This window comes from Jannaschia rubra (assembly GCF_001403735.1).
GTDB classification, from domain to species: domain Bacteria; phylum Pseudomonadota; class Alphaproteobacteria; order Rhodobacterales; family Rhodobacteraceae; genus Jannaschia; species Jannaschia rubra.
The window spans coordinates 138,925-155,364 of record NZ_CXPG01000021.1 but is presented as its reverse complement, the minus strand read 5'-3'; the positions used below and the strand labels follow the sequence as shown (position 1 = coordinate 155,364).

General features: G+C 68.7%; 16 protein-coding genes, 1 tRNA gene and 1 pseudogene. 14 read left to right on the top strand and 4 right to left on the bottom strand.

What is annotated here, in order from left to right; translation table 11 throughout:
• Window positions 1-7: 7 nt before the first annotated feature.
• From JAN5088_RS14295 to JAN5088_RS14285, 3 genes are read left to right on the top strand one after another with little or no spacing between them, the layout of a single operon-like run.
• Window positions 8-778: an SDR family NAD(P)-dependent oxidoreductase gene (locus JAN5088_RS14295; protein WP_055683798.1), complete on the top strand. Its 771-nt coding sequence runs from the start codon at window positions 8-10 to the stop codon at window positions 776-778.
• Window positions 775-1,698 carry a 2-dehydro-3-deoxygalactonokinase gene (locus JAN5088_RS14290; protein ID WP_055683500.1) on the top strand — a complete coding sequence of 308 codons (924 nt, stop codon included), beginning with the start codon at window positions 775-777 and terminating at the stop codon, window positions 1,696-1,698. Before JAN5088_RS14295 ends, JAN5088_RS14290 begins: the two co-directional genes overlap by 4 nt.
• Window positions 1,695-3,656, top strand: coding sequence for a beta-galactosidase (locus tag JAN5088_RS14285; RefSeq protein ID WP_233489801.1), 1,962 nt, complete (start codon window positions 1,695-1,697; stop codon window positions 3,654-3,656). Before JAN5088_RS14290 ends, JAN5088_RS14285 begins: the two co-directional genes overlap by 4 nt.
• 22 nt (window positions 3,657-3,678) lie before the next feature.
• Here JAN5088_RS14285 and JAN5088_RS14280 read toward each other — a convergent pair whose 3' ends face one another.
• The 3 genes from JAN5088_RS14280 to JAN5088_RS14270 form a co-directional block, all read right to left on the bottom strand.
• Complete coding sequence (locus JAN5088_RS14280) at window positions 3,679-4,368, bottom strand: D-lyxose/D-mannose family sugar isomerase (RefSeq protein ID WP_055683499.1); 690 nt, start codon at window positions 4,366-4,368, stop codon at window positions 3,679-3,681.
• 78 nt (window positions 4,369-4,446) lie between these two features.
• Window positions 4,447-5,811 carry an ATP-binding protein gene (locus JAN5088_RS14275; RefSeq protein ID WP_055683498.1) on the bottom strand — a complete coding sequence of 455 codons (1,365 nt, stop codon included), beginning with the start codon at window positions 5,809-5,811 and terminating at the stop codon, window positions 4,447-4,449.
• Complete coding sequence (locus JAN5088_RS14270; RefSeq protein WP_055683497.1) at window positions 5,808-6,521, bottom strand: response regulator; 714 nt, start codon at window positions 6,519-6,521, stop codon at window positions 5,808-5,810. Before JAN5088_RS14270 ends, JAN5088_RS14275 begins: the two co-directional genes overlap by 4 nt.
• A 303-nt stretch (window positions 6,522-6,824) precedes the next feature.
• Between JAN5088_RS14270 and JAN5088_RS14265 the strand changes: the two genes are divergently transcribed.
• Entirely contained in the window at window positions 6,825-7,298 is a 474-nt protein-coding gene (locus JAN5088_RS14265) for an EF-hand domain-containing protein (RefSeq protein WP_158448492.1), read from the top strand.
• Between the two features lie 84 nt (window positions 7,299-7,382).
• Here the strand turns inward: JAN5088_RS14265 and JAN5088_RS14260 are convergent.
• A tRNA-Ser gene (locus JAN5088_RS14260) sits at window positions 7,383-7,472 on the bottom strand.
• Window positions 7,473-7,740: 268 nt separating this feature from the next.
• Here JAN5088_RS14260 and JAN5088_RS14255 point away from each other — a divergent pair.
• From JAN5088_RS14255 to JAN5088_RS14215, 10 genes and pseudogenes are all read left to right on the top strand, one after another.
• Window positions 7,741-8,484, top strand: a complete 744-nt coding sequence (locus tag JAN5088_RS14255; protein WP_055683495.1) for a 50S ribosomal protein L21 — start codon at window positions 7,741-7,743, stop codon at window positions 8,482-8,484.
• Between the two features lie 6 nt (window positions 8,485-8,490).
• Window positions 8,491-8,760 (top strand): 50S ribosomal protein L27, encoded by a 270-nt coding sequence (rpmA, locus tag JAN5088_RS14250; RefSeq protein ID WP_055683494.1) that lies wholly within the window; start codon window positions 8,491-8,493, stop codon window positions 8,758-8,760.
• Between the two features lie 332 nt (window positions 8,761-9,092).
• A complete protein-coding gene (locus tag JAN5088_RS14245; protein ID WP_055683493.1) occupies window positions 9,093-9,680 on the top strand; it encodes a GNAT family N-acetyltransferase in 588 nt (195 codons plus the stop codon).
• 36 nt (window positions 9,681-9,716) lie between these two features.
• Window positions 9,717-10,760, top strand: coding sequence for a GTPase ObgE (obgE, locus tag JAN5088_RS14240; protein ID WP_055683492.1), 1,044 nt, complete (start codon window positions 9,717-9,719; stop codon window positions 10,758-10,760).
• An 11-nt stretch (window positions 10,761-10,771) separates the two neighbouring features.
• Window positions 10,772-11,857 carry a glutamate 5-kinase gene (gene proB, locus JAN5088_RS14235; protein WP_143114743.1) on the top strand — a complete coding sequence of 362 codons (1,086 nt, stop codon included), beginning with the start codon at window positions 10,772-10,774 and terminating at the stop codon, window positions 11,855-11,857.
• The gene (locus JAN5088_RS14230) at window positions 11,857-13,116 is read left to right on the top strand and encodes a glutamate-5-semialdehyde dehydrogenase (RefSeq protein ID WP_055683491.1); all 1,260 of its coding nucleotides are present in this window, start codon (window positions 11,857-11,859) and stop codon (window positions 13,114-13,116) included. Before proB ends, JAN5088_RS14230 begins: the two co-directional genes overlap by 1 nt.
• 24 nt (window positions 13,117-13,140) lie before the next feature.
• On the top strand, window positions 13,141-14,337 hold the full coding sequence (locus JAN5088_RS14225; protein ID WP_055683490.1) for a trans-sulfuration enzyme family protein: 1,197 nt from the start codon (window positions 13,141-13,143) through the stop codon (window positions 14,335-14,337).
• A gap of 317 nt (window positions 14,338-14,654) precedes the next feature.
• Window positions 14,655-14,843 (top strand): annotated as a pseudogene (locus tag JAN5088_RS19770) (histidine kinase dimerization/phospho-acceptor domain-containing protein); the annotation flags it as partial.
• A gap of 141 nt (window positions 14,844-14,984) precedes the next feature.
• Window positions 14,985-15,353 carry a sensor histidine kinase gene (locus JAN5088_RS19765; RefSeq protein WP_442354556.1) on the top strand — a complete coding sequence of 123 codons (369 nt, stop codon included), beginning with the start codon at window positions 14,985-14,987 and terminating at the stop codon, window positions 15,351-15,353.
• 61 nt (window positions 15,354-15,414) lie between these two features.
• Complete coding sequence (locus JAN5088_RS14215; protein ID WP_233489800.1) at window positions 15,415-16,440, top strand: PstS family phosphate ABC transporter substrate-binding protein; 1,026 nt, start codon at window positions 15,415-15,417, stop codon at window positions 16,438-16,440.

The window sequence follows — 16,440 nt, the reverse complement described above, 5'->3', positions numbered from 1 at the left end:
GCGAGAGATGAACCTGCCGGCGACATTCCACGACCTGAGCGGCACATCGGTCTTCATCACGGGCGGCGGCTCCGGCATCGGGGCGAGCCTGACCGAAGGGTTCCTGCGGCAGGGCGCGCGGGTGGCTTTCGTCCAGCGGTCCGAGTCCGGCGCCTTCTGCGACGAGATGGAGCGCGCCACCGGCACGCGGCCGCTGTTCATTCCCTGCGACATCACCGACGTCGCGGCCCTGAAGGCGGCGGTGGACCGGGCGGCAGAGGCGCAGGGGCCGATCACCGTTCTTGTCAACAATGCCGCCAACGACGAGCGCCACAGGACCCTCGACGTGGACGAGGACTTCTGGGACCGGTCGACGGGGATCAACCTCAAGGCCTATTTCTTTGCCGCGCAGGCGGTCATTCCGGGGATGCAGGCGGCGGGTGGCGGGTCGATCATCAACTTCTCGTCGATCAGCTACATGATGGGGAACGCGGGCTATCCCGCCTATGTGGCCGCCAATTCCGGCATCAACGGCCTGACCCGCGCCCTCGCACGGGAGTTCGGACCGGACCGCATCCGCGTCAATGCGCTCGCCCCCGGATGGGTGCTGACGCAGAAGCAGCGGGACCTTTGGGTGACGCCCGAAGGCCTCGCCGCGCATATCGACCGCCAGTGCCTGAAGGACTCGCTTGCCCCCGAGGATATCGTGGGCGGCGCGCTGTTCCTGGCGTCGGACCTGTCGCGGATGATGACGGGGCAGGCGCTGGTGATCGACGGCGGCGTCGTGGTGACGGGATGACCGATGCGCGCATGAGGCCCGACTGGATCGCGGCGGACTGGGGCACGTCGCACCTGCGTCTCTGGCGGATGGACCGGGCGGGTGCGGTCCTCGGCCGGATCGACAGCGACCGGGGCATGGGCACGCTCCGCCGCGAGGAGTTCGAGCCTGTCCTGCTCGACCTTCTGCGCGACGATCTGCCGGGCGCGGGGTGCCTTGACGTGATCTGCTGCGGCATGGCCGGATCGCGCCAGGGATGGGCGGAGGCGCGCTATGCCGCCGTTCCCTGCGCGCCCCCCGGCATCCGGCAGGCCACGCGGGTCGCCACGCAAAGCGAGCGCCTCTCCGTCCGCATCCTTCCCGGCCTGAGGCAGAACGCACCCGCCGACGTGATGCGCGGGGAGGAGACGCAGATCGCGGGGTTTCTGAGGACGGAACCCGATTTCGACGGCGTCATCTGCCTGCCGGGCACCCACTGCAAATGGGTGCACGTCAGCGCGGGCGAGGTGGTGAGCTTCCGCACCTTCATGACCGGTGAGATGTTCGCGCTCTTGGCGGACCGGTCGGTGCTGCGCCATGGCATCGCCTCCGCCGGGATGGACGAAGGGCCGTTTTCCGACGCCGTCGCGCGCACCGTTTCCCAGCCCGAGGTGCTGGCGCGCGATCTGTTCACGCTCCGGGCCGAAGCGCTTTTGCATGGGCTCGATCCCGTCGCGGCGCGGTCGCGTCTGTCGGGTTTGCTGATCGGGGCCGAACTGGCCGGCGCGCGGCCCTACTGGCTCGGGCGCGACATCGTGGTCATGGGCGAAAGCGGGATCGCGGGCGCCTACCGGACGGCGCTCGACCTGCAGGGTGTCCGCGCGCGCCAGGTCGGAGCGGAGGAGATGACGTTGAGCGGCCTTCGCGCGGCCTACGAGGACCTGAAGGAGGGTGAGCGATGAGCCAACCGTCGGGTTCCCGCGAAGCGCCGGTCCTGCAGCGGACGCTGGGGGTCTGCTACTACCCCGAACACTGGCCCGAGGAGCAGTGGCAGGACGACGCGCGCCGCATGGCCGAGGCGGGGCTCACCTGGGTCCGCATCGGGGAATTCTCCTGGTCGCGGCTGGAGCCGGAGCCGGGCCGCCTCGATTGGGACTGGCTCGACCGCGCCATCGCAACGCTGGGCGGGGCAGGGCGGCGCGTGGTGCTGGGCACGCCGACCGCCACGCCGCCCCGGTGGATGCTGGACCGGCACCCCGACATGCTCGCCATCGACGTGGAGGGCCGCCCGCGCAAGTTCGGCTCCCGCCGGCATTACTGCTTCAGCCATGAAGGCTATCTCGAGGAGTGCCGCCGCATCGTGACCGCGCTGGCCGAACGCTATGGCCGCAATCCGCATGTGGCCGCCTGGCAGACCGACAATGAATACGGCTGCCACGACACGGTGGTCTCCTACTCCGACGCCGCACGCCGCGCCTTCCGCGACTGGCTCCGCGGCCAGTTTGCGTCGTCAGATGGCAACGCCGGCGACATCGGCGCGCTGAACCGGGCCTGGGGCAATGTCTTCTGGTCGATGGACTATGGCGACTTCGACGACATCGACCTGCCGAACCTGACGGTGACGGAGCCGAACCCCGCGCACAGCCTCGCGTTCCTGCGGTTTTCCTCTGCCCAGGTCGTCCGCTTCAACCGCGCGCAGGTCGATGCCATCCGCGCCCATTCCGGCGCGCCGATCGCCCACAACTACATGGGCCGCGTGACCGACTTCGACCATTTCGCGGTGGGCGCCGATCTCGATATCGCGTCGTGGGACAGCTATCCCCTCGGGTTCCTCGAAGACCGCGTGGGGGCGGGCGTGGCGGATCAGCGCCGTTTCGCACGTCAAGGCGATCCGGACTTCCAGGCGTTCCACCACGATCTTTACCGCGCTGTCGGGCGCGGCCGATGGTGGGTGATGGAACAACAGCCCGGCCCCGTGAACTGGGCGCCATGGAACCCCGCGCCGCTGCCCGGGATGGTGCGTCTGTGGACGTGGGAGGCCTTCGCGCACGGGGCGGAGGCGGTGTGCTATTTCCGCTGGCGGCAGGCGCCGTTCGCACAGGAACAGATGCACGCCGGCCTGCTCCGCCCCGACGGGGCCGAGGCGCCGGGGCTGGCGGAAGCCCGTGCGGTCGCGCGCGAACTGGCGGAGGCGCCCGACGCCGTCGCAGCGCAGGCCCCCGTCGCGCTGATCTTCGACTACGCGGCCGACTGGGCCTGGAAGGTGCAGCCGCACGGGCGGGGACTGAGCTATTTCGCGCTGATCTTCGATCACTACCGTGCGTTGCGGCGGGCCGGACTGTCGGTCGATATCCTGCCCCCCGGCACGCGCGACTTCGCCGGCTATCGTGCAATCTTCGCGCCCGGCCTCATGCATGTGCCCGACGATCTGAAGTCGGCTCTGGCCGGCAGCGGGGCGGAGGTGGCGATCGGACCGCGCAGCGCCGCGCGTGACGGCCACTTCACGATCCCGGTGCCGCTGCCGCCGGCCTTTCCCGGTCTCGACGCCACGGTCGCGCGGGTCGAAAGCCTGCGTCCCGACCTGCCGGTTCCGGTCACGGGCGGGGGTGCGGTGACGGGTTACAGGGAGGAGATCGAAGGCACGGCCGAGATTGTCTTCGCCGCCACGGACGGCACGCCGGTCGTCGTGCGTCAGGGGCGCATCACCTATGCCGGGGGGTGGGGCGACGAGGCGCTGCTGGACCGTCTGATCGCCGACGTCTGCGAGCGCGCGGATGTCCAGACCCTGGCCATGCCGCGCGGCGTCCGCATCCGCGACACGGGGACGGAACGCTTCTGGTTCAACTACAACCCCGATCCCGTCGACACGGCGGCAGGTCGGATTCCGGGCGCGGAATGCCTGCGGACGTCACGGGAGTGAGGGACAGGCCGGGGCAGGGCGGCTATCCCCGCAGCCAGGTCCCATAGTCGCTGACCAGCAGGCGTGTCGGGGGCACGTCCTCCTCGACCTCCGCAAAGCGCCCGATGGGTTCGCGGAAGATGTTGTCGGTCTCGTCGTCGTTGACGGTGCTGACTTCGCCGATCAGGACATCGCCGCCCTCGCCCCAGAAGGCGTGCCAGTCGCCCGGCCGCAGGGTGACGCTTTCGCCCGGCGCGAGGCGGAGCCGTTCGCCCGGCGCGAACTCATGGCGGATGCCGTCGCACCAGACGGTGCCGCCCCGGTCTTCGGCGAAGTTCCCGGCATCGTCCGATCCGTAAAGCTCCACCACCAGCGTGGCACCGCCGCGGTTGATGATGTCTTCGGCCTTCAGAACATGGGTATGCATGGGGGAAAGCTGATCCTGTCGGGAAATCAAAAGCTTCTCGGCATAGCACATGCCACCGCCCGCCCGCAGGTCCGACAGGAGCCCGTTGCGGAGAGTGAAGAGGAACAGCCCCATCTGCGCGTAGCGGCCCGCGCCGTAATCGGTGATGTCCCAACCGCAACGCGCGTCGATGACCTGGTGCGCGTCTTTCGCCCGCGCCGCGAACTCCTCCGGCGTCCAATGGGCAAAGGGCGGCAGGGCGAAGCCGTGACGCCGGATCATCTCATCCGCCTCGGCCATGATCGCGTTGATGTCGGAGCGTTTCATGCGGGCCTCCCCTGTCTGTCCGGCCCTTGATAGGCGCGGCGACCTGTCAAGGGAAGCGACGGACGCCTCAAGGGATGCTCATGTCCCCGCCTGAGAGGAACGCGCGCCTTTCGTCCGCGGAAGGCGAACGGTCGCCCGCAGGCCGCCTTCGGCCCCGTTTTCCAGCGTGATCGCGCCGCCGTGCGCCGCGACGATGGTCTGCGCGATGGACAGGCCGAGGCCCGCGCCGCCGGTCTGCGCACTGCGGCTGTCGTCGCCCCGCACGAAGGGTTCGAGAACGGCGGCCAGACGCTCCGGCGGAATGCCGGGGCCGTCGTCCTCCACGGTGACGACGGCATCCGGGCCATCCCGCGACAGGTGGACCCGCGCTCTGCCGCCATAGCGAACTGCGTTGTCGACGAGGTTCCCGAAGGCACGGCGCAGCGCGACCGGTCGGCCTGTCACCGCAACGGCTTTGGTCCCGTCGAATTCCGCGCCGCGTTCCCCGCAAAGACGGCGGAGAAGGTCGGCGAGGTCGATGTCCCGCGTCGTCTCGGCATCTCTGGCGCCGCGCGCATAGGCGACGAGCCCGTCGGCCATCACGGTCATCTCGTCCAGGGTGCGGATCATCGGCGCGGCATCGGCCTCCTCCAGCAGTTCGGCACGGATGCGCAGGCTGGTGATCGGCGTGCGAAGGTCGTGGCCGACGGCGGCGAGCGTCCGCATCCGCTCGGCATCGAAACGCGCGATGCGGCCCTGCATGTCGTTGAAGGCCGCAGCGGCATCCCGCATCTCGCGCGGGCCCGCCTCAGCCACCCGCGCGGTGCGGTCGCCCCGTCCCGCGGCGCGGGCGGCGTCGGCCAGCTCCCGCAGGGGTCGCGTCAGCCGCCGCACATAAAGCAATGCAGCGCCGAGGACCAAGGCCAGCGACAGCCCGAGGACGATGAGGAATATTTCCTGGTCCGGCCCCTCAGGCCGCCGTCTGTACCCCCGCGAGACCACGTTGAGCCATTGCGCCGCCTCGCCCTCAGGGACCGATAAGGCGATGGAAACGGCGATCATCGCCGGGCCGCCTTGTCCTTCCCGGTCGGGGCGCGCCCTCACGGCCGCCCGCAGGGGACGGTCCCCGAGGGCTTCGATCAACTGCCGCATCAAAGCCGTGGACCGGGGCGCGCGGGGGGTGTCACCGACGAGCGGCTCGGCATCGACCGACACCCGGGAGAACCGGGTGGATGCATTGCGGGCGATGGCGCGCCGGACCGCAGGGGCCACCGCCTCGATCGCGGGCACGAGCGAGACGATGCGCTCCGCCTCGCGCTCGACAAGGGCCGCCCGGTCCTGCCGCGCCCGGTCGAACGACAGGAGCGCCAGCGCGATCAGGTTCGCCGTGACCAGCGCCACCACCAGAAGCAGGGCGAAGCGTGCCCCGAGACCGTCGGGCCGGAACCGGCGCAGGGCGCTCATGCGTCCGCCACGTCGACGGCCAGCCGATAGCCGCCGCCCCATTCCGTCGCGATCAGGCGCGGCGCCTTGGGGTCGGCCTCGATCTTGCGGCGCAGGCGGCTCACCGTGTTGTCGATGGCGCGATCATAGGCCCTCGCGTCGCGCCCCACCGTCAGGTCGAGCAGGCGGTCGCGGCTCAGGACGACGTGCGGGTGATCGAGCAGGACGCCCAGAAGGCGGCTTTCGCCGGAGGTGATCTCCACCGCGCGCCCGTCCTCGTGCAGCAGGGAGAGGGCGGCGGGGTCGTGCATCCATCCGCCGAACCGCCGCCGCCCCGACGCGACCTTCTGTTCGGGCGGAGGCGCGCGGCGCAGCACGGCCCGGATGCGCGCCAACAGCTCGCGCGGGTTGAACGGTTTGACGAGATAGTCGTCGGCGCCCAGTTCCAGGCCGACGATCCGGTCGGTCTCATCGGTCATCGCGGTCAGCAGGATGACCGGCGGGCCGCCGCGCGAGACGAGCCAGCGGCAAAGGCTCAATCCGTCCTCTCCCGGCATCATGATGTCGAGCACGACCAGCGCCGACCGGGTCTCGTCCACGATCCGCCGCGCTTCGCCGGCATTGGCGGCGAGCCGCGTGCGAAACCCCTGCCGGCGCAGGTACTGGCCCAGCGGCTCGCGGATGTCGCGGGCGTCGTCGACGATCAGGATCTGCGGGTCGGACGATTCCAGGACGTGTTCCTTAGAGCGAGGCGGCGGGATCGATTCACCGGAAGGGATACCTCATTTTTCCCCCCGGCTGTCGATCCCGGGTCGGATTGTTTGTCGCAGATCGTATCAGCCGGACCTGTCGCGACGATCGACGACAAACCGGGCCACGGGCTGACAAACCTTGTGGCCCGCCATGCGCCATATGGGGAACATCGGAGGCCAAGGCGTCTCCGACGTGAAATGTGAAAGGACGAGACAATGAAAACCCTGAAGTACCTTCCCGTGAGTGTCCTCGCGATCGCACTGGCCGGAACGGGAGCGTTCATGGCGACGGCGCAGACCGCGCCCGCCGATCCCAACCGTCCCGCGGCCGAAACCCGTGCCGAGATGCGCGGCGATCGCGGCGAGATGCGTGGAGACCGCGGTGATCGCGGACATCGCGGCGGCCGGCAAGCCGGTCGACATGGCGGGTCCGGAATGTTCGCCGCCGTTTTCGCCGACATCGATGCCGATGGCAACGGATCGGTTACCCAGGCCGAGATCGACGCGTATCGCGCAATGAAGGTCGGTGAGGCCGACGCTTCCGGCGATGGAGCGCTGAGCATCGAGGAGTTCGACACACTCTATCGCGAATTTACCCGGTCGCGGATGGTCGATGCGTTCCAGAACCTGGACGCGGATGGCGACGGCGTCATCACGGACGGGGAGATGGACGCAAGGTTCGGCGACATCGTCAAGCGGGTGGACCGAGACGACGACGGAGCCCTAACTCCTCGTGACCGCGGCCGCCGCGGCTGAACCCCTGTCGACGGGCGGGCGGCCATGCGTCGCCTGCCCGAAACCAAGGCAGGGACGAACCAAATGGAAACATGCCGGGTCAAGTGGCGGAGAGACAGGGATTCGAACCCTGGGTAGACTTTCATCCACAACGGTTTTCGAAACCGTCCCGTTCGACCACTCCGGCACCTCTCCGCACGGGTGGTGGCGCGTCTTTAGGCAAGCGGCGCGGGGGCTGCAAGAGGATCGTGTGGATTATCGTGATCGGCGCGTCGCTTGACACCCAGGAGGGTAGCATGGAATAGACCGCGCGTGGGCCGTGAGGATTCTTGCGGCCCATTGCCATTCATACATGCCCCATCACGGGGCCGCTGTCCGAGGTGGTGCGACGTCCTGTGGGACCGTGCCGTCAACGCCCCGACCGGGGGACCGCAGGGCGCGATGGACACAAAGGAGAGAACGGATGTTCGCCGTTCTGAAAACCGGTGGGAAGCAATACCGGGTCGCCGCGGGCGACGTGCTTCGCGTGGAACGTCTGGCCGCGGAAGCGGGCGAGAAGGTCCAGTTCAACGACGTGCTGATGATCGGTGGCGACACGATGACCATCGGCGCCCCCCTGATTGAAGGCGCCGCCGTCCAGGCCGACGTGATCGACCAGATCAAGGGCGAGAAGCTGATCCATTTCGTCAAGCGCCGGCGAAAGCACTCGTCCAAGCGCACCAAGGGCCACCGGCAGAAGCTGACGCTGTTGCGGGTAACGGACATCCTCGCCTCGGGCGCGGACGCGTCGGGCGTGAAGGCGGCCGTGGGCACAGGCTCGCTGTCGGCGGCCGATCTCGCGGCCATGCCGGCTGCGTCGAACAAGCCGGTGAAGGGCGCGTCGAAGCCTGCAGCCAAGAAGGATGCGCCCGCAAAGGCCGCTCCGACGAAGGCTGTGGACGATACGGAGGCGACGATCGGAACTCGCCCCGATAACCTGCTGACCGAAGCGCGTGGCGGGAAGGCCGACGACCTGAAGAAGATCTCGGGCGTTGGTCCCAAGCTGGAGAGCCTGCTGCACGACAACGGCGTCTATCACTTCGACCAGATCATCGCCTGGGGTTCGGATGAGATCGCCTACATGGACGACAAGCTGTCGTTCAAGGGCCGGATCGAGCGCGACGGCTGGATCGATCAGGCGAAGCAGTTCGCCGCAGAACAGGAGTAATATCTCATGGCACACAAGAAAGCCGGTGGTTCCTCCCGCAACGGCCGCGATTCCGCCGGCCGTCGTCTGGGTGTGAAGCTGTTCGGGGGCCAGCAGGCCATTGCGGGCAACATCATCGTGCGTCAGCGCGGCACCAAGTGGTGGCCGGGCGAGGGCGTGGGCCTGGGTCGCGATCACACGATCTTTGCCACGACGGATGGCGCCGTGACCTTCCGCAAGGGCTTCAAGGGACGCACCTTCATCAGCGTCCTGCCGCGGGCCGAGGCTGCCGAATAAGCCGATCTTGACGGTTTGGATATCGGGGGATCGGCGAAGGTCGGTCCCCCGTGTCGTTTGCAGTCGGAAATGGCGACTGACAGATGGATCCCCCATCGGTGGCTCTCTCGATCGGTCATCCCGTACGGTATGATGGCGAGACCGTCCGTTCTCGGCCTCGGGCGCTATCCGCGTCCTCCGGGCCGGCCCGGACAAAGGACGTGATTTGAACGGATCGGGCTGCAGCATGATCGGCCATCGCCTTCAAACCGCCGCGGTTCGTGGCCATGTTGTTCTAGGCGGACGTTTGCAGCGGCCGCTGTTTCCTTCCGCTCCTCGCCTGCAGGTCCGACATGACGCCCCAGCGTGCCCCCCACCGCTCCGACACCGTGACGACGCAGGCGCAGCCGGCGATCCAGACGAGCCGGCTGACCCTACGGCCCCTGCGGCGGTCGGACATGGGCCTGATCGACCTCTATGCCGGCGACAAGCGCGTCGCGTCCAACACCTCGTCGATTCCGCATCCGCTTCCGCCGGGCGCGACCGATGCCTTCGTCACGCGCGTCTTGGCGGGGCAGGGGGACGATACCGTCTGGGCGATGGATGCGTCCAAGGCGGAGCTTGACGAACTCGTCGGCATCATCAGCCTCAAGACGATGGACCGGGATCAGGCGGAAATCGGCTTCTGGGTCGCTCCGATCGTCTGGAACGCAGGTATCGCGTCGGAGGCGGTGACGGCCCTGGTAGCGGCCAATCCGTTGAATCGTCGGCAGATCTTCGGCACCATCTTTCAGGACAACCCCGCATCGGCGCGGGTCCTGACCAACGCGGGCTTCGACTACATCGGCGATGCCGAGACGTTTTGCGTTGCCCGCGGCGCAGTCGTTCCGACCTGGACCTACATGCGGCAGATGGCCGAGGGTGCGCCGGCCGACAGGTGACTTGAGGCCGCGACCTGCGGGGCGTAAGGGCAGGACATGAAATTCCTCGATCTGGCCCGCGTCTACATCCGCTCGGGCAGCGGCGGCTCCGGTGCGATCTCGTTCCGGCGTGAGAAATACGTCGAATTCGGCGGACCCGACGGCGGCAACGGCGGGCGCGGCGGCGACGTCATCGTCGAGACGGTCGAGGGACTGAACACCCTGATCGACTTCCGCTATCAGCAGCATTTCTTCGCCAAGTCGGGGCAGGGCGGCATGGGCCGTCAGCGCACCGGCAAGGATGGCGACGACATCGTTCTGCGCGTCCCCGTGGGCACCGAGATCCTGGACGAGGATCAGGAGACGGTGATCGCCGACCTCACGGAGCCGGGCCAGCGCATCGTGCTGGCCAAGGGCGGCAACGGCGGCTTCGGCAACCAGCATTTCAAATCGTCCACGAACCAGGCACCGCGCCGGGCCAACCCCGGCCAGCCGGGGGTGGAGCGGGAAATCTGGCTGCGGCTCAAGCTGATCGCCGACGTGGGGCTGCTGGGCCTGCCCAACGCGGGCAAGTCGACCTTCCTCGCAGCCACGTCGAACGCGCGGCCCAAGATCGCGGACTACCCGTTCACGACGCTCGTGCCGAACCTGGGCATCGTCGGTGTGGACGGCGTGGAATTCGTGGTGGCCGATATTCCCGGCTTGATCGAGGGTGCGCACGAAGGCCGGGGCCTGGGCGACCGCTTCCTTGGCCATGTGGAGCGGTCCGGCGCACTGTTGCATCTGGTGGATGGCACGGCGGCGGATGTCGTGGCCGACTATCAGACCATCGTCACCGAGCTCGAGATGTATGGCGAGGGGTTGGTCGACAAGGCGCGGCTCACCGTTCTCAACAAGGTCGATTCCATTCCGACGAAGGAGCTGGCCGAGAAGCGCGCGGCCCTGTCGGAAGCCGCCGGGGCCGAGGTCATGGCCATGTCAGGCGTCTCGGGCGAGGGCGTGACCGAGGTGCTGCGCGCCCTGCGCGTCATGATCGGAAAGGCCGCCCCCGGCACACCGTCGGAGGACGACACGGGGGAGACGCCTTGGTCGCCGCTCTGACCGGATCGCCTTTGGACGGGGCCCGGCGGATCGTCGTCAAGATCGGATCGGCCCTGCTCGTCGACCGCGACACCGGCGCGCTGCGGGCCGACTGGCTGCGCGGGTTGGCGTCCGACGTGGCGGGTCTGCGGGCAGGGGGACGCGACGTGATCCTGGTGTCGTCTGGCTCCATCGCGCTCGGCCGTCGGGGGCTGGGCCTGGTGCCGCCGCTCAGCATCGAACAGTCGCAGGCCGCCGCCGCCGTGGGGCAGATCAGGCTCGCCGCGGCCTACGAGGCGGCGCTGGCGCCCTTGATGGCCGCACAGGTCCTGCTGACGCTCGACGACAGCGAGGACAGGCGCCGCTATCTCAACATGCGCGCGACCTTCGAGACGCTGCTGGCGCTCGGCGTCATCCCCGTCGTCAACGAAAACGACACGATCGCCACAGACGAAATCCGGTTCGGCGACAATGACCGGTTGGCCGCGCAGGTCGCGGCGATGGCGGGGGCGGATGTCTGTGTCCTCCTGTCCGACGTCGACGGCCTCTATACCGCGAACCCCAACCTCGACGCTTCCGCCCGGCACCTGCCCGTTGTCGAGGCCATCGACGACGACATTACCGCCATGGCGGGCGACGGTGTATCGGGCCTGTCCAAAGGCGGCATGATCACCAAGGTCATGGCCGCGAGGACGGCGACCGACGCGGGCTGCGCGCTTGCGATCACGCTGGGCTGCGACCGCCCCCTGTCGGCGCTGGCGCAGGGGGCGCAGGCGACGTGGTTCACGGCCAAGGGCGACCCGCAGGCGGCGCGAAAGCGGTGGATCGCATCGATGAAGTCGCGCGGCACTATCGCGATCGACCCCGGTGCTGCGCAGGCGCTGACGGCGGGCAAGTCGCTCCTGCCCGCGGGCGTCACCTTTGTAGGCGGCACTTTCGGACGGGGCGATCCGGTCGCCATCGAAGGACCGGACGGCCGCAAGATGGGGCAGGGTCTGATCCGCTATACCGCCGATGAGGCGCGCAGCATCCGGGGGCTGCGATCCGGTGACATCGCGGCCCGGCTGGGCTATGCGGGACGGGCCGCCCTGATCCACCGCGACGACATGGCCCTCTGATGACCGACAGCATCGACGACATCGACCTTATGATGCACGGGATCGGCACCGTCGCCCGTGCCGCGGCCGCCGACCTGTCCTGCGCCCCCGCGGACCGCAAGCGCGCCGCGCTGGAGGCCGCTGCCGAGACTCTGGCCGATACACGGGATGCCGTTCTGGAGGCGAACGAGCGCGATCTTGCCGTGGGGCGGAATCGCGGCCTGACGGACGCGATGATGGACCGGCTGCGGCTGGACGCCGGGCGAGTGGACGGCATCGTCGGCAGCTTGCGCGCCATCGCCGCCCAGCCCGATCCGGTCGGGCGTGTGCTGGCCGAATGGGAGCGGCCGAACGGCCTGACCATCCGCCGCGTCGCGACGCCGCTGGGCGTGGTCGGCGTGATCTACGAATCCCGGCCCAACGTCACGGCGGACGCGGGGGCGCTCTGCCTCAAGGCGGGCAATGCCGTGATCCTGCGGGGCGGATCGGAGTCCTTCCATTCGAGCCATGCGATCCATGCCGCCATGGTTGCGGGGCTTCGGGCTGCCGGTTTGCCCGAAGCCGCCATTCAGCTCGTCCCAACCCGCGACAGGGGTGCCGTCAGCGCCATGCTGCGCGCGGTGGACCACATCGACGTGATCGTGCCGCGCGGCGGTCGCGGCCTCGTGGGGCTGGTCCAGCGGGAGGCCCGGGTGCCCGTCTTCGCGCATCTGGAAGGCATCGTGCACATCTACGTCGATGCCTCCGCCGATCCTGACAAGGCACGCCGCGTGATCCTGAACGCCAAGACCCGCCGCACGGGCATCTGTGGCGCCGCCGAATGCCTTCTGATCCATCGCGACATTGCGGAGGGGCTTGGCGCCCGGATCGTCGCCGACCTGATCGCCGAGGGAGTAGAGGTGCGGGCAGGGGACGGGCTGCGGGGGTCGGTCAAGGCGACGGAAGACGACTGGGGAACCGAATTTCTCGACATGAAGATCGCGGCAAAAGTTGTTGATAACGTGGACGATGCCATCGCGCATATCCGGCGCTACGGGTCATCGCACACCGATTGCATCCTGGCGGAGGATCCGGCCCCCGTGGCCCGTTTCTTCGAACGATTGGACAGCGCGATCCTGATGCACAATGCGTCGACCCAATTCGCCGACGGCGGTGAGTTCGGGATGGGCGCCGAGATCGGGATCGCCACCGGCAAGCTGCATGCGCGGGGGCCGGTGGGGGCCGAACAGCTCTGCAGCTTCAAATACCTCGTGACCGGCGACGGCGCGATCCGAACCTGATCGAATACTTGCAAGGTGAACTTCATGTCCGACCCTGACACTGGCGGCCGTCCGAACCTGATCCGCCGCACGGCCTTCCCGACCTCGGTCAGCCGGGCCGTGGTCACACCGCTGCAACCTTCGGTCGTCTATTCTTCTCCCGATCCCGACGCGCTCGACGACCAGTATGAGGGACGGGCGCGGGGCTATACCTACGGGCGGGAAGGGCACCCGAACGCCGACGTCCTGGCGCAGATGATCGACCGGCTGGAAGGCGGCCAGGGCGGCATCATCACGGGCAGCGGCATGTCGGCGGTGACGGCGACGCTGCTCGGCCTGCTGGGACAGGGCGATCACATCGTCGGCGGCAACCAGCTTTACGGGCGCAGCCTGCGGATGCTGACGCAGGATTTGCCCCGCTGGGGCATCACCTCGACGCTGGCCGATCCGACCGACGTGGCTGCGATGGCCGCCGCGATCACGCCGGCGACGAAGCTCCTCTTGGTCGAAGTCGTCTCGAATCCCACGCTGCGGATCGCGGACATGGAGGGGATCGAGCGGCTGGCGCGCGAGCGGGGGCTGATCCTCGTTGTCGACAACACTTTCACGACGCCTGTGGGGTTCCCGGCCTTTTCGCGTGGCGCGGACGTCGTGATCCACTCGGTGACCAAGCTGCTGGCCGGGCACAGCGACGTGACGCTGGGCTATGTTCTGACGCGCGAAGCGGGGCACCGGAAAGCGATCTATGACACCAACGTCACCCTCGGCCTGACGCCAAGCCCTTGGGATTGCTGGATGGCTGAGCGGGGGATGTATACCTTCGACATGCGGTTCGAGCGCGCGCAGGCAAATGCGGCGGCGCTGGCCGACCTGATCGCGGAGCACGACGCGGTCGAGACCGTGCTTTATCCCGGCCGGCGCGATCACCCCGACCACAATCGGGCCGGCGCACTGTTGAACGGCCAATGGGGCAACATGGTGAGCTTCCGGCTGCGCGGCGGCCGGGCGTCGGCGAACGCGCTGACGCGTGCGGCGCCGGGGCTGGCATTTGCCCCGACGCTGGGCGACGTGGGCACCACCCTGTCGCATCCGGCGTCGAGCAGCCATAGGGCCCTGACACGTGAGGGACGGGCGGCACTCGGCATCACCGAAGGGTTCTTCCGCGTCTCGGTCGGGTGCGAGCCTTTCGAGCTGCTGCGGCAGGACTTCACCGCCGCGCTCGACGCCGCGCGCCCGGGGTGATCGCCGCGGTTCTGGACGCGCTGGTCGAGCCTGCGCTGCTGCTGGACGGCGAGGGGCGGGTCGCCTTGGCCAATAGGGCCGCGCAAGACAAGCTGGGCGTCTGGATCGTCGGGCGGTCGCATGTCAGCGTCCTGCGGCAGCCCGCGCTGCTCGGCCCCGTCGGCGAGGCCTTGGTGCGGCAGGTGCCCGGCCATGCCCGGTTCATCCACTCCGCCGGGGAGGTCGAAACGCCGTTCGACGTGGCTATCACGCCGGTGGCCGAGGGGCAGGTTCTGCTGGTTTTCCGCGACGTGTCGGACACGCAGGCGGGGCAGTCGATGCGCCGCGATTTCGTCGCCAACGTGAGCCACGAACTCAAGACGCCGCTCGCCGCGTTGAGCGGCTTCATCGAGACGATGCAGGGCACCGCCCGCAACGATGCCCCCGCGCGGGAGCGGTTCCTGGCACTCATGTCGCGGGAGGTGGCGCGGATGGACCGGCTGGTCTCGGACCTTCTGTCGCTCTCGCGGGTGGAGGAGCAGTCGCGTCGCAGGCCGACCGCCACCGTCGATTTCAGCCCGCTCGCCCGCGAGGCGGCGGCGACGCTGCGTCCCGGCGCGGAAGCGTCGGGCGTGGCGATCGCGCTCGACTGTCCCCCGGCCGCGCCGATGGCCGGAGATCGCGACCAGCTGATGCAGGTGCTGACCAACCTGATCGGCAACGCCGTGAAATACGGCGCGCGGCCGGGCGCGGTCGAGGTCGCCATCGCCTCCGTCGACCGGGACCCGGTGATCCGCGGCCCGGCTTGGCGGCTGTCGGTCGCAGACCATGGGCCCGGCATCGCGCCGGAACATCTGCCGCGCCTGACCGAGCGATTCTACCGCATCGACACCGGCCGGTCGCGCAAACAGGGGGGGACGGGGCTCGGCCTCGCCATCGTCAAACACATCGTGAACCGGCACCGTGGTCGCCTGCGGATCGACAGCGTCGAGGGGCGCGGCACCATCGTGACCGTCCTTTTTCCGGCACTGTCATGAAACCGTTACATCCACGCGGCATGAGTGCCCCGAAAGCGTCGGAGGGCTTCGGATGGGATCCATGACGGGACGCGGCGCGGTGCTGGCCGCGCTTCTTTGCTGGGCCGGCGCGGCGGTCGCGCGCGATCAGGTGCAGATTGCCGGATCGTCCACCGTCCTTCCCTATGCGTCCATCGTGGCGGAGGCTTTCGGCGACAACTACGATTTTCCGACGCCGGTGGTGGAATCGGGCGGGTCATCGGCCGGGCTGAAACGCTTTTGCGAGGGGCTGGGCGAGAACACCATCGACATCGCCAACGCCAGCCGGGCCATCCGCGACCGAGAACGCGAGGCCTGCGCGGCCAATGGCGTGACCGACATCATCGAGGTTCGTATCGGATACGACGGCATCGTCTTCGCCAGCCAGCGGGATGGCCCGGAGTTCGCCGATTTCACTCCGTCGCAGTGGTACCGCGCGCTCGCCGCGCGCCTTCCGGACGAGGGGGGCGCGATGGTGCCGAACCCCAACACACGCTGGTCGCAAATCGACCCGGCCTTGCCCGACGTGGAGATCCTGGCCTTCATCCCCGGCACCAAGCACGGCACGCGCGAGGTGTTCGAGGAGAAGGTGATCCTGCAGGGATGCGAGGACACGGGCGCGGCCGAGGCGCTGGCCGCGAGCGGTCTGGACGAGGATGCGGTGGAGGACGCCTGCATGTCGCTTCGCACCGACGGGCGGGCGGTGGACATCGACGGCGACTATACCGAGACGCTGGCCCGGACAGAGAGCGACCCGAACGGTGTGGGCGTTTTTGGCCTGTCTTTCTACGAGAACAACACCGCCCGGCTGAAGGTGGCGACGATGGACGGCGTGGTGCCGACGACCGCCAGCATCGCGGCAGGCGACTATCCAGTGGCGCGGCCGCTGTTCTTCTATCTGAAGAAGGCGCATCTGGACGCCATTCCGGGCCTCAAGGAGTTCGCCACGTTCTTTGTCAGCGACGATCTGGCGGGGCCGGGGGGGCCGCTGGCGGACTACGGGCTGGTGCCCGACCCCGACCTTGCCGAGACACAGGCGGTCCTGCTGGACGGGACGGTCATGCCGTGA